Origin of the sequence: Methyloversatilis universalis EHg5 (assembly GCF_000378945.1) — a bacterium.
In the GTDB taxonomy this organism is placed as follows: Bacteria; Pseudomonadota; Gammaproteobacteria; order Burkholderiales; family Rhodocyclaceae; genus Methyloversatilis; species Methyloversatilis universalis_A.
Window position 1 is genome coordinate 3,750,692 of sequence record NZ_KB900539.1, and the last position, 18,741, is coordinate 3,769,432.

General features: G+C 62.0%; 14 protein-coding genes, 2 tRNA genes and 3 rRNA genes. 3 read left to right on the plus strand and 16 right to left on the minus strand.

Annotated elements, in window-relative coordinates; all coding sequences use genetic code 11:
* Positions 1 to 6: 6 nt before the first annotated feature.
* Positions 7 to 1,278: a sulfite dehydrogenase gene (gene soxC, locus METUNV2_RS0117025; protein WP_018230685.1), complete on the plus strand. Its 1,272-nt coding sequence runs from the start codon at positions 7 to 9 to the stop codon at positions 1,276 to 1,278.
* A gap of 46 nt (positions 1,279 to 1,324) precedes the next feature.
* Positions 1,325 to 1,819 carry a c-type cytochrome gene (locus METUNV2_RS0117030; RefSeq protein WP_018230686.1) on the plus strand — a complete coding sequence of 165 codons (495 nt, stop codon included), beginning with the start codon at positions 1,325 to 1,327 and terminating at the stop codon, positions 1,817 to 1,819.
* Positions 1,820 to 1,822: 3 nt separating this feature from the next.
* Here METUNV2_RS0117030 and METUNV2_RS0117035 read toward each other — a convergent pair whose 3' ends face one another.
* The 10 genes from METUNV2_RS0117035 to tyrS all read right to left on the minus strand — a co-directional run bounded on the left by METUNV2_RS0117035 (position 1,823) and on the right by tyrS (position 13,668).
* Positions 1,823 to 2,116 (minus strand): hypothetical protein, encoded by a 294-nt coding sequence (locus tag METUNV2_RS0117035; protein WP_018230687.1) that lies wholly within the window; start codon positions 2,114 to 2,116, stop codon positions 1,823 to 1,825.
* A gap of 153 nt (positions 2,117 to 2,269) precedes the next feature.
* Positions 2,270 to 4,075 carry a DNA helicase RecQ gene (gene recQ / locus METUNV2_RS0117040; protein WP_018230688.1) on the minus strand — a complete coding sequence of 602 codons (1,806 nt, stop codon included), beginning with the start codon at positions 4,073 to 4,075 and terminating at the stop codon, positions 2,270 to 2,272.
* Between the two features lie 29 nt (positions 4,076 to 4,104).
* The gene (locus tag METUNV2_RS0117045; protein ID WP_018230689.1) at positions 4,105 to 5,712 is read right to left on the minus strand and encodes a DEAD/DEAH box helicase; all 1,608 of its coding nucleotides are present in this window, start codon (positions 5,710 to 5,712) and stop codon (positions 4,105 to 4,107) included.
* Between the two features lie 168 nt (positions 5,713 to 5,880).
* Positions 5,881 to 6,675 (minus strand): tRNA threonylcarbamoyladenosine dehydratase, encoded by a 795-nt coding sequence (locus METUNV2_RS0117050; protein ID WP_018230690.1) that lies wholly within the window; start codon positions 6,673 to 6,675, stop codon positions 5,881 to 5,883.
* A 208-nt stretch (positions 6,676 to 6,883) separates the two neighbouring features.
* Positions 6,884 to 6,997, minus strand: a 5S ribosomal RNA gene (gene rrf, locus METUNV2_RS0117055).
* A gap of 133 nt (positions 6,998 to 7,130) precedes the next feature.
* Positions 7,131 to 10,018 (minus strand): 23S ribosomal RNA (locus METUNV2_RS0117060).
* Between the two features lie 285 nt (positions 10,019 to 10,303).
* Positions 10,304 to 10,379, minus strand: a tRNA-Ala gene (locus METUNV2_RS0117065).
* Between the two features lie 21 nt (positions 10,380 to 10,400).
* Positions 10,401 to 10,477 (minus strand) — tRNA-Ile (locus tag METUNV2_RS0117070).
* Positions 10,478 to 10,597: 120 nt separating this feature from the next.
* A 16S ribosomal RNA gene (locus METUNV2_RS0117075) occupies positions 10,598 to 12,130 on the minus strand.
* Together the 16S, 23S and 5S rRNA genes with 2 tRNA genes alongside form the textbook arrangement of a ribosomal RNA operon.
* A 338-nt stretch (positions 12,131 to 12,468) precedes the next feature.
* Entirely contained in the window at positions 12,469 to 13,668 is a 1,200-nt protein-coding gene (gene tyrS / locus METUNV2_RS0117080) for a tyrosine--tRNA ligase (RefSeq protein ID WP_018230691.1), read from the minus strand.
* 99 nt (positions 13,669 to 13,767) lie between these two features.
* On the opposite strand from tyrS, the gene METUNV2_RS0117085 reads away from it, so the two are divergent.
* On the plus strand, positions 13,768 to 14,853 hold the full coding sequence (locus METUNV2_RS0117085) for an anhydro-N-acetylmuramic acid kinase (protein WP_018230692.1): 1,086 nt from the start codon (positions 13,768 to 13,770) through the stop codon (positions 14,851 to 14,853).
* Positions 14,854 to 14,866: 13 nt separating this feature from the next.
* Here the strand turns inward: METUNV2_RS0117085 and erpA are convergent, their stop codons facing one another.
* From erpA to rplM, 6 genes are all read right to left on the minus strand, one after another.
* A complete protein-coding gene (erpA, locus tag METUNV2_RS0117090; RefSeq protein ID WP_018230693.1) occupies positions 14,867 to 15,217 on the minus strand; it encodes an iron-sulfur cluster insertion protein ErpA in 351 nt (116 codons plus the stop codon).
* 31 nt (positions 15,218 to 15,248) lie between these two features.
* On the minus strand, positions 15,249 to 15,650 hold the full coding sequence (locus METUNV2_RS0117095; RefSeq protein ID WP_018230694.1) for a bactofilin family protein: 402 nt from the start codon (positions 15,648 to 15,650) through the stop codon (positions 15,249 to 15,251).
* Positions 15,651 to 15,675: 25 nt separating this feature from the next.
* A complete protein-coding gene (locus tag METUNV2_RS0117100; protein WP_018230695.1) occupies positions 15,676 to 16,338 on the minus strand; it encodes a DUF6776 family protein in 663 nt (220 codons plus the stop codon).
* A gap of 74 nt (positions 16,339 to 16,412) precedes the next feature.
* Entirely contained in the window at positions 16,413 to 17,444 is a 1,032-nt protein-coding gene (argC, locus tag METUNV2_RS0117105) for an N-acetyl-gamma-glutamyl-phosphate reductase (RefSeq protein WP_018230696.1), read from the minus strand.
* Between the two features lie 126 nt (positions 17,445 to 17,570).
* Positions 17,571 to 17,969, minus strand: a complete 399-nt coding sequence (gene rpsI / locus METUNV2_RS0117110; protein ID WP_008062910.1) for a 30S ribosomal protein S9 — start codon at positions 17,967 to 17,969, stop codon at positions 17,571 to 17,573.
* Positions 17,970 to 17,980: 11 nt separating this feature from the next.
* Positions 17,981 to 18,409, minus strand: coding sequence for a 50S ribosomal protein L13 (gene rplM, locus METUNV2_RS0117115; protein ID WP_008062912.1), 429 nt, complete (start codon positions 18,407 to 18,409; stop codon positions 17,981 to 17,983).
* Positions 18,410 to 18,741 lie beyond the last annotated feature (332 nt).

Genomic DNA, 18,741 nt, shown 5'->3' on the forward strand with positions numbered 1-18,741 from the left:
AGTCCGATGCCCGCCCGCCGCCCCTCGCCGCACACGCTGCCCGAAGTGGCCGGTGGCGGGCTGCTCGACCGACGGCTCTTCCTGCGCCGGGGTCTGCTGCTGGCCACGGCCACGGCGGCTGCGGCCACCGCCCGGGCAACGCCGGACGGAGACCCGCCCTGGCTGCACGAACCGGGCGCGCCCTTCACGCCCTATGGCCAGCCCTCTCCGCACGAGCGCCTGACCGCGCGACGCATCGGCGCCAACAGTGCGGTGCCCGGCAACGGCGTGTCCTTCACGCCGCTGGAAGAGCTTGAAGGCATCATCACGCCCAACGGCCTGCATTTCGAACGCCACCACAACGGCGTGCCACAGATCGATCCGGCGCGGCACACGCTCACGCTGCACGGCCGGGTGAAACAGCCTCTCGTGTTCGACGTGAAATCGCTGCTGCGCTACCCGATGCGCTCGCAGATGCTGTTCATCGAATGCGGTGGCAATAGCAACGCCGGCTGGCATCAGTCGCCAATACAGCGGCCGGCCGGTTCGGTGCACGGCCTGATTTCCTGCGCCGAATGGACAGGCGTGCCGCTTTCAGTGCTGCTGGACGAAGCCGGTGTCGAGCCGGACGCGCGCTGGGTGATCGCCGAAGGGGCGGACGCGGGCGCGATGAACATGAGCATTCCTCTGGCCAAGATGCGCGAGGACTGCCTGATCGGTCTGTATCAGAACGGCGAGCGGCTGCGCCCGGAACAGGGTTACCCGATGCGTCTCATCGTGCCCGGCTGGGAAGGCGTGCTGCACGTGAAGTGGCTGCAGCGGCTTGAACTGTCGGAGCAGCCGGTCATGTCGCGCAACGAGACCGCGAAGTACACCGAGCTGCTGCCCTCCGGCAAGGCACGCCAGTTCACCTTCACGATGGACTGCAAGTCGCTGATCACCTCGCCCTCTCACGGCCAGTCGCTGAAGCAGCCGGACGTGTATCAGGTGAGCGGACTGGCCTGGAGCGGCCACGGCCGCATCCGCAAGGTCGAAGTATCGGCGGACGGCGGCCGCAGCTGGGCCGACGCTGCGCTCGACGGACCGGTACTGCCGCGCTGCCTCACCCGTTTCCGCATCCCCTGGCGCTGGAACGGTCAGCCGGCGGTGCTCAAGAGCCGCGCCATCGACGAGCGGGGCAACCGGCAGCCGGAGCGCGCCGCGCTGGTGGCCGAACGCGGTCGCGCCGGCTATTTCCACTACAACGGGATTGTCGCCTGGGCAATCGACAGCGATGGCACGGTCAGTCATACCTACTGAAGTACGGATCAGAGCGTGCGCACTGCTGGCCGCGTGGATGGCCGGGATGGGCGGCTGCGCCGCACTACCGGCCACCCCGCGCGAAAACGCCCCTCGGCTGGGCCAGCCGGCCGATCCCCAGTGGCTGGCTCACCAGCGCGTGAACGTGTTTCCGGACGGCCGCGGCCTCCCGGCCGGGCGCGGCACGGTGGCCGAGGGCGGCGCGCTGTATGCCCGCCATTGCGCCGCCTGCCACGGGCGCGATGCGCGCGGCGGCAGCGCGGAGGAACTGGCCGGCGCGGTACGTCCGCTGAACGACCCGGACGCCGACAGGACCATAGGCAGTTACTGGCCGCACGCGACCACGCTGTTCGACTTCATCCGCCGCGCAAAACCCATGGGCGCACCAGGCACGCTGAGCGCGGACGAGGTCTACGCGCTGTGCGCCTGGCTGCTGTACGTCAACCGTGTGGTACCGGCGGATGCAGTGATGGACGCACAGTCGCTGCCGGCGGTACGCATGCCCAACCGCGACGGCTTCATCCGCATCGAGGCGGACTGAATTTCAGCGCGGCCTCGCGCGCAGCGCCATGCCGCCGAGCAGCACCGCCGCCAGCGCCAGAGCCGGCCGTGACGCGGCCGGATCTTCCAGCAATTCGGCAAAAGGGTAGACAGCACGCCGGGACGGGTCGCAGACCGGGCGGGGCGCCTCGCCCGCATCGGCCGTCAGGCGGCCTGCAGCGCAGCCGTCAGCGGGAGCCGCCGAGGCCAGACTGCTGGACAGGGCAAGCAGCAGGGCAAGAATGTTGCGTCGCACGATGCACCTCGATTGCGTAGTGAAACGGTCGATATGCATCATGCAACATCCGGACCCACCCTCAAATTCTTATTAGTTGTTTGTATTTGAACAATTTCACATCAAAGGCACTGACGCAGAACCGCACCACAGTCGTGCCAGAAACGGCAACAGAACCTTTGCAGTGCAACACTCCCTTGGGAGAGCGTCTCGGATTCAGCCGCCGAAACCGCCCAGCAACTCGACTAGCGCGTCGCCATAGCGTTCGACCTTGCGTGCGCCGAAGCCGGGAATGTCGGCCAGGCCCTCCAGATCATCCGGGCGCTGGCGCGCCAGCTCGACCAGCGTGCTGTCGTGCAGGATGACGTAGGCTGGCACCGACTGCGTACGCGCTTCCTCCAGCCGCCAGGCCTTCAGCGCCGCCAGCAGATTTGCATCTACGCCTTCCATCGACACCGGCGACGGGCTGCGCGTACGACGCGCCGCCTCTTTGGTCCGCTCCGGAATGCGCCGCATCATGACCGTCCGCTCGCCGCGCAGCACCGGGCGCGCGGCTTCGGTCAGCACCAGCGCGCCGTAGGATTCATGATCAACCCGGGCCAGGCCCAGCGCCACCAGCTGACGGAACACGCTGCGCCAGTGATGTTCGTCCTCCGCCTTGCCGATGCCATAGACGCTGAGCTGGTCATGCGCCCACTGGCGGATGCGCTCGCCGTCCTTGCCGCGCAGCACATCGATCAGGTGACCGGCACCGAAGCGCTGGCCGGTGCGGTAAATGGCCGACAGCGCCTTCTGGCTGGCCACCGAGGCGTCCCAGGTTTCCGGCGGGCTCAGGCAGTTGTCGCAGTTGCCGCAGGGCGCGCCTTCTTCGCCGAAGTAGGCCAGCAGATGCACGCGGCGACACTGCGCGGTTTCGCACAGGCCGAGCAGCGCGTCCAGCTTGCTGCCTGAAATGCGGCGGAAGGCTTCGCTGCCTTCCGACTGGTCGATGAAGCGGCGCTGCTGCACCACATCGGCCAGCCCGTAGGCCATCCATGCGTCCGCAGCGCCGCCGTCGCGGCCAGCCCGGCCGGTTTCCTGGTAATACCCTTCGATCGAGCGCGGCAGATCGAGGTGGGCGACGAAGCGCACATCCGGCTTGTCGATGCCCATGCCGAAAGCGATGGTGGCGACCACGATCAGCCCTTCCTCACGCTGGAAACGGGCCTGATGCGCGGCGCGCGTCGCCGCGTCCATACCCGCGTGATAGGGCAGCGCCTTCAGGCCCTGCGCCACCAGCCATTCCGCGGTTTCGTCGACCTTCTTGCGCGACAGGCAATAGACGATGCCGGCGTCGTCCGGGTGTTCGGTGCGGATGAAGCGCAGCAGCTGCTTGCGCGCGTCGTCCTTGTCCACGATGGTGTAGCGGATGTTCGGGCGGTCGAAACTCGACACGAACACGCGCGCGTCGTGCAGCGCGAGACGGTCGATGATTTCGTCGCGGGTGGCCGGATCGGCGGTGGCGGTGAGCGCGATGCGCGGAACATCCGGAAAGCGCTCGTGCAGCACCGACAGCTGCAGGTATTCCGGCCGGAAGTCGTGGCCCCACTGCGCCACGCAGTGTGCTTCGTCGATCGCGAACAGCGCCGGCCGGATATGGCTCAGCAGATCGAGACAGCGCGGCGTGTTCAGCCGCTCAGGTGCGACGTAGAGCAGATCCAGCGTGCCGTCCAGCAGGCTGCGCTCGACTTCGCGTACCTGCTCCAGATCAAGCGTTGAATTGAGGAAGGCGGCACGCACGCCCAGCTGGGTCATCGCGGCCACCTGGTCCTGCATCAGCGCGATCAGCGGCGACACCACCACCGCGGTGCCGCTGCGCAGCAGCGCTGGCACCTGGTAGCACAGAGATTTGCCGCCGCCGGTCGGCATCAGCACCAGCGCGTCGCCGCCGCCGGCCACATGCTGGACGATGTCCGCCTGCGCGCCGCGGAAACCGGCGTGGCCGAACACCTCCTTCAGGACCTTGAGGGCGGCTTCGCTCATGCTTCAGTCCGGATGACGGCAGGCAGGACTCAGCGCTGACCGCCGCGGTTGCGTGACGAGAACAGCGCCGGCTGCTGCGGGCGGCGGGCACCTTCGTTGCGCGTCATCACATTGCCATTGACCTCGCGCGGCCGCGCGGCCGGCTGGATGCGGTTGCCGCGGTTGTCGTCCTCTTCGTCCTCACGCACCGGCGGCAGAGCCCGGTTGCCATTCACTTCGCGATTGCCGTTACGGCCGCCGTCACGACGTCCGCCCTGCGGCGCCGCGTTGCGGCCCTGCGGACGCCCGCCACCGTGCTTGCTGCCCGGCTGCGCGGGCGCACCGGCCCGCGGCGCCTGCTTCGGCTGTGCGCTGCGCGCCGGCCGCTCTTCGCTGGTGCGCGGCTGGCGCGGCTGCGCCGGCTTCGACTGCGCGGATCGGCCACCGGCTTCGCCGCGGCCGCCACGACCCTGCGGGCGCGGACCGCGATCGGCGTCTTCGGTGGCGCCTGCAACCGGAACGAAACCTTCCGCGGTGGCACGCGGAATCGACTGGCGGGTCACCTTCTCGATGGCGGTCAGCAGCTTGGCCTCTTCGCGATCAACCAGCGAAATCGCAGCACCGCTGGCACCGGCACGACCGGTACGGCCGATGCGGTGCACATAGTCTTCCGGTACGTTGGGCAATTCGAAATTGACCACGTGCGGCAGCTGGTCGATGTCCAGACCGCGCGCGGCAATATCGGTCGCGACCAGCACGCGCAGCGTGTTGCTCTTGAAATCAGCGAGCGCACGGGTACGCGCGTTCTGGCTCTTGTTGCCGTGGATGGCCGCTGCGGTGATGCCCTGCTTGTCCAGCTGTTCGGCCAGCCTGTTGGCACCGTGCTTGGTGCGGGTGAATACCAGCACCTGAGACCATTCACCCTGATTGATCAGGTGAGCCAGCAGGTGGCGCTTCTGCTTCTGCTCCACCATGTAGACCTCCTGCGCGACGCGCTCGGCCGTGGTGTTGCGCGGCGCGACCTCGACCTCGGCCGGGTCGTTGAGCAGGCCGTGCGCCAGTTCGCGGATCTCCGGCGAGAAGGTGGCCGAGTACAGCAGGGTCTGGCGCACCTTGGGCAGAACGGCGATCACCTTGCGGATGTCGCGGATGAAGCCCATATCCAGCATGCGGTCCGCTTCGTCCAGCACGAAAATCTCGACGCCGGACAGATCCAGCGACTTTTCACCGACGTGATCGAGCAGACGGCCGGGGGTGGCCACCAGAATGTCCACGCGCTGTTTCAGCGCCTGCAGCTGCGGGTTCATGCCCACACCGCCGAACATGACCATTGAACGCATCTTTGCGTGGCGGCCATAGGTGCGCACCGACTCCTCGACCTGGGCGGCCAGTTCCCGGGTCGGCGTCAGCACGAGCACGCGCGGGCGCCCGGCCGGAATGCTGGCGGGACGGTTCAGCAGGGTGTGCAGGATGGGCAGCGTGAAACCGGCGGTCTTGCCGGTGCCGGTCTGGGCGGCGGCGAGCAGGTCGCGACCGGCGATCACCAGCGGAATGGCTTTCTGCTGGATCGGCGTGGGGCGCGTATAGCCTTCTTCGGAAATGGCGCGCAGCAGGGGTTCGGCCAGGCCCAGCCCGGCGAAATCGACTTCAGTGTTCAAACAGTTCTCCAGCGACGGCCCGTCGCTCAACTGAGTGACACCAATACAGGCAGACAGGGGTGGATTCCGGAAGGGAGGCTGATGCCTCCTCTTGTCAGGCAGACAAGGGAAAGCGCCTATTGGCACGGCGCGCCCGCAGTGTAGCGCATTTGCGGTCACGCACTGCGATCAGCCGCGTGGCGCGCTTGTGAGCAGATGTTCGATCGCGCGGGAAGCCAGCGCAAAGCCGAAACCGGCGGTGACGCACACGCTGGATCCGTAGCCGGCGCAGTTCAGTCCCTGAAGCGCGGTGCGCTCGGCGTCACAGCGTGCGGTTTCCGGACGGCGCATCGGCTCGGCGGAATACACCGCCTGTACGCCGAAATGCTCCTTGCGCTCACAGCGCACGCGGCCATTCTTGCGGAGCAGGCTGCGCACCCGGGCAAGCAGCGCATCACCCTGGGTTGCGCCCAGATCGGCATGGCGGATACGGGTCGGATCGGTGCGCCCGCCGGCCGCGCCCGCCATGAACAGCGCGATGCCCGCCAGGTGGCAATGCTCGACCATCGCAACCTTGGCGGAGGTCTGATCGGTGCAGTCGAGCACCGCATCCGGTGCCTTCTCCAGCAGGGACGCAACATTGTCCGGTGTCAGGAAATCCTCGATGCGCGTGATCTGGCAGCGTGGATTGATCTGTGCGATGCGCTCGCCCAGCGCATCCACCTTGGCCATGCCCAAGGTGGGCTCGAGCGCCTGCAGCTGGCGGTTGATATTGGACTCGGCGACATTGTCGAGATCCACCAGCATGATCTGTCCGACGCCGTGCCGTGCAATCGCCTCGACCGCCCACGAACCGACGCCCCCGACACCGACCACCATGACGCAGGCCCCGGCGAGCCGCGCGTGCGCGCCCTGGCCGTACAGTCGGTCGACCCCGGAAAACGCACGTGGAGCGGGTTTCGAAGTGTCGGAGATATCGTTCATGAAGCGCTGACCGTGTCCTGATTGCGCGGGACGCAACCTGCCCGCACTCGCGAAATGTACCGCCTGGAGGGGCCTGAGGCGAAGGATCAGGCCAATAAGGCCGAATCACCGCAAAGTGCGGGATTGTCCTCCCCGCGCGCCGCTTTTGTGGCGTACAAACACGAACGCCCGATCACTGATGAGTGATCGGGCGTTGTGTTGTTGGGTAGCCTGGCGCTGACCTACTTTCGCGAGCGGATTGCTCACTATCATTGGCGCGGCTGCGTTTCACGGTCCTGTTCGGGATGGGAAGGGGTGGTTCCACAGCGCTATGGGCACCAGGCTGAAGCTTTGTCATGGAGGCGCGAGGTGCATCGGGCCGCCATGTGGAAGAAGTAAAGGATTGGGGTGATTGTGTGCGCGAGGCACTTTTGATCACCGGTGCTGTTTCAACGATTTGTTGAGCACACGGTTATAGGGTCAAGCCGCACGGGCAATTAGTACTGGTTAGCTTAATGCATTACTGCACTTCCACACCCAGCCTATCAACGTGGTGGTCTTCCACGACCCTTCAGGGGGATCGAGTCCCCGGGAAGTCTCATCTTGAGGCGAGTTTCGCGCTTAGATGCTTTCAGCGCTTATCTCTTCCATACTTAGCTACCCGGCGATGCCACTGGCGTGACAACCGGTACACCAGAGGTATGTCCACTCCGGTCCTCTCGTACTAGGAGCAGGCCCCCTCAAACTTCCAGCGCCCACGGCAGATAGGGACCAAACTGTCTCACGACGTTTTAAACCCAGCTCACGTACCACTTTAAATGGCGAACAGCCATACCCTTGGGACCGGCTACAGCCCCAGGATGTGATGAGCCGACATCGAGGTGCCAAACTCCGCCGTCGATGTGAACTCTTGGGCGGAATCAGCCTGTTATCCCCAGAGTACCTTTTGTCCGTTGAGCGATGGCCCTTCCATACAGAACCACCGGATCACTATGTCCTGCTTTCGCACCTGCTCGACGTGTCAGTCTCGCAGTCAAGCTCGCTTTTGCCATTGCACTTTAGGTACGATGTCCGACCGTACCAAGCGAACCTTCGAACTCCTCCGTTACCTTTTAGGAGGAGACCGCCCCAGTCAAACTGCCTGCCATGCACGGTCCCCGACCCGGATTCACGGGCCTAGGTTAGAACCTCAACGACACCAGGGTGGTATTTCAAGGATGGCTCCTCGTGATCTGGCGACCACGTCTCACAGCCTCCCACCTATCCTACACAAGTCCCGTCAAAGTCCAATGCAAAGCTACAGTAAAGGTTCATGGGGTCTTTCCGTCTAGCCGCGGGGAGATTGCATCTTCACAAACATTTCAACTTCGCTGAGTCCCAGGAGGAGACAGTGTGGCCATCGTTACGCCATTCGTGCAGGTCGGAACTTACCCGACAAGGAATTTCGCTACCTTAGGACCGTTATAGTTACGGCCGCCGTTTACCGGGGCTTCGATCAAGAGCTTGCACCCCATCACTTAACCTTCCGGCACCGGGCAGGCGTCACACCCTATACGTCCACTTTCGTGTTTGCAGAGTGCTGTGTTTTTATTAAACAGTCGCAGCCACCGATTCTCTGCGACCCCGTTTGGCTCCATCCGCGAGGGATTTTACCTACTAGGGGCATACCTTCTCCCGAAGTTACGGTATCAATTTGCCGAGTTCCTTCTCCTGGGTTCTCTCAAGCGCCTGAGAATTTTCATCCTGCCCACCTGTGTCGGTTTGCGGTACGGTCAATCCATGACTGAAGCTTAGAGGCTTTTCCTGGAAGCGTGGTATCTAGCACTTCAGAGCACGTGGCTCCTCGTCATCACATCTCGGCTAAGCCGCGCGGATTTGCCTACGCAGCACGCCTACCTGCTTAAACCGGGACTTCCAACACCCGGCTGCTATAACCTTCTCCGTCCCCCCATCGCATCATGGACTGGTACAGGAATATTGACCTGTTTCCCATCGACTACGCCTTTCGGCCTCGCCTTAGGAGCCGACTCACCCTACGCCGATGAACGTTGCGTAGGAAACCTTGGGCTTTCGGCGAGCGGGCCTTTCACCCGCTTTATCGCTACTCATGTCAGCATTCGCACTTCTGATATCTCCAGCATCCGTTACCAGACACCTTCGCAGACTTACAGAACGCTCCCCTACCATATGTCTTACGACATATCCGCAGCTTCGGCTCGTGGCTTGAGCCCCGTTACATCTTCCGCGCAGGACGACTCGACCAGTGAGCTATTACGCTTTCTTTAAAGGATGGCTGCTTCTAAGCCAACCTCCTGGCTGTCTATGCCTTCCCACCTCGTTTTCCACTTAGCCACGCATTGGGGGCCTTAGCTGGCGGTCTGGGTTGTTTCCCTCTTGACGATGGACGTTAGCACCCACCGTCTGTCTCCCATGCTCGCACTTCTCGGTATTCGGAGTTTGCTATGGCGGGGTAGATCGCAATGACCCCCCCAACCATTACAGTGCTCTACCCCCGAGAGTGATACATGAGGCACTACCTAAATAGTTTTCGGGGAGAACCAGCTATTTCCAAGTTTGTTTAGCCTTTCACCCCTATCCACAGCTCATCCCCTAATTTTTCAACATTAGTGGGTTCGGACCTCCAGTACCTGTTACGGCACCTTCATCCTGGCCATGGATAGATCACTTGGTTTCGGGTCTACGCCCAGCAACTGAATCGCCCTATTCAGACTCGCTTTCGCTACGCCTCCCCTATTCGGTTAAGCTCGCTACTGAACGTAAGTCGCTGACCCATTATACAAAAGGTACGCAGTCACCCCTTTCGAGGCTCCCACTGTTTGTATGCATGCGGTTTCAGGATCTATTTCACTCCCCTCCCGGGGTTCTTTTCGCCTTTCCCTCACGGTACTGGTTCACTATCGGTCGATCACGAGTATTTAGCCTTGGAGGATGGTCCCCCCATCTTCAAACAGGATTTCACGTGTCCCGCCCTACTTGTCGCACGCTCAGACCCGCCATCTACTTTTCGCATACGGGACTATCACCCTGTATCGTCGGACTTTCCAGACCGTTTTGCTAAGTAAATGGTTTAGTCGTGCAGGCTACTCCCAGTTCGCTCGCCACTACTTTGGGAATCTCGGTTGATTTCTGTTCCTCGAGCTACTTAGATGTTTCAGTTCGCTCGGTTCGCTTCCTCTGGCCTATGTATTCAGCCAGGGATGACCCTTACGGGCCGGGTTTCCCCATTCGGACATCTGCGGATCAAAGCTTCATTGCCAGCTCCCCGCAGCTTTTCGCAGGCTTGCACGTCCTTCATCGCCTGTGATCGCCAAGGCATCCACCACATGCACTTATTCACTTGACCCTATAACGCTGTGCTCGACTTGCGTCTCACACCGCACTACAGGATAGTTCTCAAGCGCTCGCGCTATCTATCCCACCGCTGGTTCAAAGTGGTGGGACGATGCAATCACTACCCATGAGATGCCAGCGCGGTTGAAACGCTGACATCCCTTTACTTCTTCCAAATTTTTAAAGATCAAACTTCGCACCCTTGCGGGTGAGGTCTGGGCAGCATTTCTGCACCCCACGCCTCACACTCAAAGCTACGGCAACAAGTACAGCCGACATCCCGGCCAGAACCAGATGGTGGTGGAGGATGACGGGATCGAACCGACGACCCCCTGCTTGCAAAGCAGGTGCTCTCCCAGCTGAGCTAATCCCCCTATGCCCTCATTCAGGCAATCTGGTGGGTCTGGTTGGGTTCGAACCAACGACCCCCGCCTTATCAAGACGGTGCTCTAACCAGCTGAGCTACAGACCCGGTCTTTCCAGGGTCGGGTGCTCACTGCGGAATCAGCATCTCTGCCTCTCCCGAGCTCCTTGCCCTTGTTGCTTCTATAACAGCCGATAGGTTGTGGACACGTCGCAGTCGTGACTCTAGAAAGGAGGTGATCCAGCCGCACCTTCCGATACGGCTACCTTGTTACGACTTCACCCCAGTCATGAATCTCACCGTGGCGACCGCCCCCCTTACGGTTAGGCTAGCCTCTTCTGGTGAAACCCACTCCCATGGTGTGACGGGCGGTGTGTACAAGACCCGGGAACGTATTCACCGCGGCATGCTGATCCGCGATTACTAGCGATTCCGACTTCACGCAGTCGAGTTGCAGACTGCGATCCGGACTACGATCGGCTTTCTGGGATTGGCTCCACCTCGCGGCTTGGCAACCCTCTGTACCGACCATTGTATGACGTGTGAAGCCCTACCCATAAGGGCCATGAGGACTTGACGTCATCCCCACCTTCCTCCGGTTTGTCACCGGCAGTCTCATTAGAGTGCTCTTGCGTAGCAACTAATGACAAGGGTTGCGCTCGTTGCGGGACTTAACCCAACATCTCACGACACGAGCTGACGACAGCCATGCAGCACCTGTGTTACGGCTCTCTTTCGAGCACCCCCACCTCTCAGCAGGGTTCCGTACATGTCAAGGGTAGGTAAGGTTTTTCGCGTTGCATCGAATTAATCCACATCATCCACCGCTTGTGCGGGTCCCCGTCAATTCCTTTGAGTTTTAATCTTGCGACCGTACTCCCCAGGCGGTCGACTTCACGCGTTAGCTGCGGTACTCAATGAGTCTCCTCACCGAACACCTAGTCGACATCGTTTAGGGCGTGGACTACCAGGGTATCTAATCCTGTTTGCTCCCCACGCTTTCGTGCATGAGCGTCAGTATTGGCCCAGGGGGCTGCCTTCGCCATCGGTGTTCCTCCACATCTCTACGCATTTCACTGCTACACGTGGAATTCCACCCCCCTCTGCCATACTCTAGCTGTGCAGTCACAAGCGCAGTTCCCAGGTTAAGCCCGGGGATTTCACACCTGTCTTACACAACCGCCTGCGCACGCTTTACGCCCAGTAATTCCGATTAACGCTCGCACCCTACGTATTACCGCGGCTGCTGGCACGTAGTTAGCCGGTGCTTCTTCTTCAGGTACCGTCATTAGCAAGCTATGTTAGAGCTCACCGTTTCGTTCCTGCCGAAAGAGCTTTACAACCCGAAGGCCTTCTTCACTCACGCGGAATGGCTGGATCAGGGTTGCCCCCATTGTCCAAAATTCCCCACTGCTGCCTCCCGTAGGAGTCTGGGCCGTGTCTCAGTCCCAGTGTGGCTGATCATCCTCTCAGACCAGCTACAGATCGTTGCCTTGGTAGGCCTTTACCCCACCAACTAGCTAATCTGACATCGGCCACTCCAATCGCGCGAGGTCTTGCGATCCCCCGCTTTCTCCCTCAGGACGTATGCGGTATTAGCACTTCTTTCGAAGTGTTATCCCCCACGACTGGGCATGTTCCGATGTATTACTCACCCGTTCGCCGCTCGCCACCAGGGTTGCCCCCGTGCTGCCGCTCGACTTGCATGTGTAAAGCATTCCGCCAGCGTTCAATCTGAGCCAGGATCAAACTCTTCAGTTTAATTCCCAAAACTCGTCAGAATTCACAGGTATAAGCTTTCGCTTAAAACCTTTGATTCGTATGAGCACTTCAATTTAGTTGTCATGCGACCAACCATCACCCCGGTCACCCGGAAACGACAGCTGCTCGCCATCTCAACCACAACGTGCCCACACCTATCGGCTGTTTGGTTTGTTAAAGAACGCTCGCTGCTGAGCAACGAGAGGTGCGCATTCTACGGATAATTTCGAGGTGGTCAACACTTTCGCCAAAGATTTTTGAAGTTTTCTTTTCAGGCCGGCAAAGGCGATGCGAAAAGCATCAAACAAATCCTTTTGGATCAATGCTGATCCGAACCATCAACGGACGATCAGGCGCGCAAACTTTCTTTTGCCGACCTGCGCAACAACAGAAGAACCGGCGACAAGCACTCGCCCGCGATCCGAAACCTTGTCGCCATCAAGGCGCACTCCGCCCTGGTCGATCATGCGCAGCGCCTCCGAAGTGGTCGCGGTCAGACCCGCGGCCTTCAGCGCCTGAGCGATCGAAATGCCTGCACCGGAGGTATCCAACAAGGTGTCCTCAAGGTCGTCCGGGATGCCGCCCTGGCGGAAGCGGGATTCGAAGTCGGCCAGCGCCGCCTCTGCGGCAGCCTGTCCATGGAAGCGCCCGACCAGCTCCTGCGCCAGCAGCACCTTCACATCCCGAGGATTGCGACCGCCAGCGATGTCCTGCCGGAAGGCTGCGATCTCTTCCGTACTGCGGAAGGACAACAGGTCGTAGTAGCGCCACATCAGCTCGTCGGACACCGACATGACCTTGCCGAAGATTTCATTGGCCGGCTCAGACACGCCGATATAGTTGCCCAGAGACTTGGACATCTTGTTCACGCCATCCAGGCCTTCGAGCAGCGGCATCATGAGCACCACCTGCTGCGGCTGGCCGTACTGCTTCTGCAGCTCCCGCCCCATCAGCAGGTTGAACCGCTGGTCGGTGCCACCCAGTTCGACGTCCGCCTTCAAGGCGACCGAGTCGTAGCCCTGACAGAGCGGGTAGAGAAATTCGTGGATCGCGATCGGCTGGTTGCCAGAGAAGCGTTTGGCAAAATCGTCGCGCTCCAGCATCCGCGCAACGGTATGGCGCGACGCGAGGCGGATCATGCCGTCGGCGCCGAGTTCGTTCATCCAGGCCGAGTTGAACACGACCTGCATACGCGAGGCGTCGAGAATCTTGCTGACCTGCGCGCGGTAAGTCTCCGCATTTTCAAGCACCTGCTCGCGCGAGAGTGGCGGACGGGTCACATTCTTGCCGGAGGGGTCACCGATCGCACCAGTGAAGTCGCCGATCAGGAAAAGGATTTCGTGCCCCAGGTCCTGGAAGTGCTTCAGCTTGTTCAGCAGCACCGTATGCCCGAGGTGCAGGTCGGGTGCGGTAGGATCGAAGCCCGCTTTGATGCGGAGCGGACGCCCCGTCTTCAGTTTTTCGATCAGATCCGCCTCGGGGAGCAGTTCCTCCACCCCGCGCTTGATCAGTGCCAATGCCTTGTCGACTTCACTCATGACTGAATCCCGGATGACTGCGGCACTCACTGCGGCCGCGCACGAAGCGCAGGATGTTAGCGCATGCGACGGCCAGCACCGAACCGGGGCGGCCCGAGCATGAGCGAACTGTTCGTGGGACTGATGTCAGGCACCAGCCTCGACGGGGTGGACGCCGTGCTTGCGGACTTTCCGGACGGACGCCCGCGCGTTCTGGGCCACGCTCACCGCAGCTTTTCGCCGGCGCTGCACGACACACTGCTCGCGTTGTGCCAGCCAGATGAAAACGAAATCGACCGTTCGCAACGCGCCGCCATCGAATTGGCACACCTGTACGCCGATCTGACGCTCGCCCTTCTGGCATCCGCAGGTAAAGATCATGGCACCGTGTCGGCCATCGGCTGTCATGGCCAGACCATACGGCACATGCCGGCGCTCGGATACACGGTGCAGCTGAACGCACCGGCCATACTGGCCGAGCGGACCGGGATCCGGGTGGTATCGGATTTCCGCGCCCGCGACATTGCTGCCGGCGGACAGGGCGCGCCGCTGGTGCCCGCCTTTCATGCCGATCTGTTCGGCAACGGAAAGAGGCGCGCCATCCTGAATCTGGGCGGCATGGCAAACCTGACGCTGCTGGCGCCGGACGAAGCAGTAAGGGGATTCGACTGCGGACCAGCCAATGCGCTGATGGACACCTGGATCACCGAACGGCTGGGGCGCGCCTACGACGCAGACGGTCGCTGGGCAGCCAGCGGGCAGGTGGACACCGCGCTGCTCGAACGCCTGCTCGCCCACCCCTTCTTTGCCCAGAAGCCGCCGAAGAGCTGCGGACGGGAGCAGTTCAACCTGCCCTGGCTTTACGCACACTTACCTGAACGCCTGGTCGAGCAGGACGTTCAGGCGACCCTTGCGGAGCTGACCGCGCGCTCAGTCGCCCAAGCCCTGACTGACGCGGGCTTCCGGGCGGACGAGGTATTGGTATGCGGAGGCGGCGCCTACAACGGTCACCTCATGCAGCGGATCGCCGCCTGCACCGGCTGCACCGTCAGAAGCACCGCGCAAGAAGGCGTACCTCCCGAACAGGTCGAAGCACTGGCTTTCGCCTGGCTGGCCCGATGCACCGTCAAAGGCACACCGGGCAACCGGCCTGAGGTGACCGGAGCACGCGGGCTACGCGTACTCGGTACGCTGTGGCCGGCCTGAAACGGCCGAACGATCAGACCGAGAAGGACGAACCGCAGCCGCAGGTCGACGTCGCGTTCGGATTCTTGATCACGAACTGGGCCCCTTCCAGACCTTCGCTGTAGTCGATCTCCGCACCGACCAGGTACTGGTAACTCATCGGATCGATCAGCAGAGTCACGCCGTTCTTTTCGAGCGCGGTGTCGTCATCGTTGGTCACCTCATCGAAGGTGAAGCCGTACTGGAAGCCCGAACAACCACCGCCGGACACGAACACGCGCAGCTTCAGGTCGGGGTTGCCCTCTTCGAGGATGAGCTCTTTCACCTTGGAGGCAGCGCTGTCGGTGAAGACGAACGGGAGCGGCATATCGGTCACTGCATTCATTTCAGTACTCCTGTCTAAAGCGGTGCCGGCCTCAGCTTGCGCTGGCCAGCTTCAATTCGACCGCGCGGGGCGCGGCCTCCTGATGTTCGAGTTGTCCCTTGACGATAGCACCAAGGTGGACTTCCAGTCTGTTGTAGACAACATCGCCGGTAATTCGTGCCTGCGGCTGCAGTTCGAGAAATTCGGTCGACACGATGGGCCCCTGCACGCTGCCGTTGATCATGGCGTGGGTGACCGTGACAGCGCCCTCGATTCGCGCGTGTTCGCTCAGCACCAGCGTACTGGGCTCGTTGTCGTCGGCGCGGACGTTGCCGATCACTTCACCGTCAATGCGCAGACCGCCACGGAAATGGATATCTCCGTTTACGCGAGTACCGGCGCCGATCAGGCTGTCGATGCGCTTGCTGGGCTTTTCAGGTTTCATGCCGAACATCGGTGAGCTCCATCGCTATCGGCAGTCAGGGAGAGGCCGTTGCCCGTGCCCTGATCTGCCCATCCTGCAGGAAGCGCGCCTCGACCGAAAGCAGCCGGGCGCCCTGAGGCAGCGCGAAAACGCCCTCTACGCGCTGAAAGTGCCGGAAAGTCAAACGGTTGCCTGCGCCCCCCGCTTCCGGCGAGACCGTGATGGTAGCACCCTGCCCGCCGCGGTCAATCGACGCCACGATCTGATACACGCCCCGCACATCGGCTTCGGCCTTGCCCCCGACACGCGCCACCAGCATGCGGTAACGGTAACGCCCGCCGGTACCCGCATCCGGTTCGATCGCGAGGCGGTTGATGCGGAAACCCGGCTCCAGCCCGGTGGCACCGCTGCCGGCCAGACTTTCGTACATCAACATGTCCTCCCGCAGCCGGGCGTTGTCAGACTCCAGCGTGCGGATGCGTGCCGCGAGCTGCTCCTGCGCCGAGCGCTCGATCTGCAAGGTGCTGTGAGCCGAATCCGCCTGCTGGCGCGCGCTGGTGAGCTCGGTTTCGAGCACTGCCAGCTTTTCGCGTAATGCGCCCACCTCGCTCTGCATGCCCCCGACATCCAGCCCGGACCAGCCGCGGCCGGCATCATAGAAACCGCGCGCGATCAGCACGACGACCAGTGAAAGCAGCGCAATGACGACCAGCCGCATCCACCACGGTGCGTGCGAGCGGATCGCCACCCGCCGCGCGGCGATGCCGTGACGAAAGCGCCAGCGGCGCGCCCTCAGGGCAAGACCGGAACGAGCTCTAGCCCACACGACTCGGCGAATCCGAACATCAGGTTCATGTTCTGCACCGCCTGACCGGCCGCACCCTTCACCAGATTGTCGATGACCGACAGCACCACCACCGTATCGCCGCCCTGCGGACGGTGCACCGCGATGCGGCAGTTGTTGGACGCCCGTACCGACCGGGTCTCCGGGTGGCTGCCAGCCGGCAGCACATCGACGAAGCGTTCGCCGCGATAACGGTTTTCGAACAGTGCCTGCAGATCGCAATCCTTGGTGAGGCGGGCGTATAGCGTCGCGTGGATGCCGCGGATGAGCGGCGTCAGATGAGGCACGAAAGTCAGACCGACCTCTTCCCCGGCAACTGCGGCCAGCCCCTGCCGAATCTCCGGGAGATGGCGATGACCCGGCACACCGTAGGCCTTGAAATTGTCACCGGCCTCGGCGAACAGCGTGTGGACCTCGGCCTTGCGGCCGGCACCCGACACGCCGGACTTGGCATCCGCGATCAACGAAGCCCGGTCTACCACGCCCGCTTCAATCAGCGGAATGAAGCCCAGCTGGACGGCCGTGGGGTAACAGCCCGGGTTGGCCACCAACTGCGCCGACTTCACCTGCTCGCGATTCACTTCCGGCAAACCATACACCGCTGTTTTCAGCACGCCCGGGCAGGCATGCGGCATGCCGTACCACTTTTCCCAGGACGCCTCATCCTTCAGGCGGAAGTCCGCTGCCAGATCGATCACCTTCACCCCTGCGTCGAGCAGCGCCGGCACCTGCTGCATGGCGATGCCGTTGGGTGTGGCAAAGAACACCGCATCGCACTGCTCCAGTCCGGCCTGTGCCGGGTCCGAAAACGCAAGATCGACGTGGCCGCGCAAGCTGGGGAACATGTCCGACACCGGGCGCCCGGCATCACCACGAGAAGTGATTGCTGCCAGCTCTACCTCCGGATGACGCGCCAGCAGGCGCAGCAATTCAACACCGGTGTATCCGGTACCGCCGACGATGCCCACCCTGATGCCCACTTCGATTCCTCCTGCGATGGAACACGCGCCGGACAGCCCTGACCGGACGCGAAAAGATGGAATGATGCCAGAAAAGAAAAAGGCCGCCTGAAAGGCGGCCTTTTCTGTGCGCCAGGGCGCAGCGTATCAGCGCTTCGAGAACTGCTTGCGACGACGCGCCTTGTGGAAGCCGACCTTCTTGCGTTCGACTTCGCGGGCATCGCGGGTCACGAAACCAGCCTTGCTCAGCGCCGGCTTCAGATTCGCGTCGTAATCGATCAGCGCGCGGGTAATGCCGTGGCGGACCGCGCCGGCCTGACCCGATTCGCCACCGCCGGTGACATTCACCAGGATGTCGAAGGTGCTCACATGCTCGGTCAGCTCGAGCGGCTGACGCACGACCATGCGGCCGGTTTCACGCGAGAAGAACTCGTCCACCGGCTTGTCGTTGACAACGAATGCGCCCTTGCCCGGACGCAGGAAGACACGGGCAACTGCAGTCTTGCGACGGCCGGTACCATAGTAATAATCAACTTTGAATGCCATGACCGTCGTCCTCAGATGTCCAGAGCCTTGGGCTGCTGCGCGGCGTGCGGATGCTCGGCGCCGGCGTAGCACTTCAGCTTCTTGATCATCGCGTAGCCGAGCGGACCCTTGGGCAGCATGCCCTTGACAGCCTTCTCGAGCACGCGCGCCGGGAAGCGCTGCTGCAGCTTGGTGAAATTGGTTTCGTAGATACCGCCCGGGTAACCCGAATGACGGTAGTACTTCTTGTCTTGCGCCTTGTCACCGGTCACGCGGAGCTTGTCCACGTTCACGACCACGATGTAGTCACCGGTATCCACGTGCGGCGTGAACACGGGCTTGTGCTTGCCGCGCAGACGGCGTGCGATCTCGCTGGCGAGGCGCCCGAGTACCTTGTCAGAGGCATCGACAACGTACCAGTCGCGCACGACTTCATGCGGCTTGGCTGAAAAGGTTTTCATCTCGAACGTCCTGTGATTCTGGGCGAGATCGCCCAAAAGCCCGCGAATGTAACTCGCGATATTGAGCGTGTCAATCCCTGGAAGACAACAAAAAAAGCGCGACTCCTGGGAGTCGCGCTGAATCCACACCAAAGGAGGAGGGTGGAGGAGACACCTGCGGCGGGCCCCGCTTGAGGCGCAACCCGCGAAAACTTGATTCGATTATTGCCGAGCACCTGACCGAAATCAAGATTTTTTTGCATCGCACAAGAAAAACAGCGCGCATTTCCGATCCGTCTCGCCCGCCCCTCAGGCTGTCAATATCCTTTCAAATCATGTGTATATAAGAGACA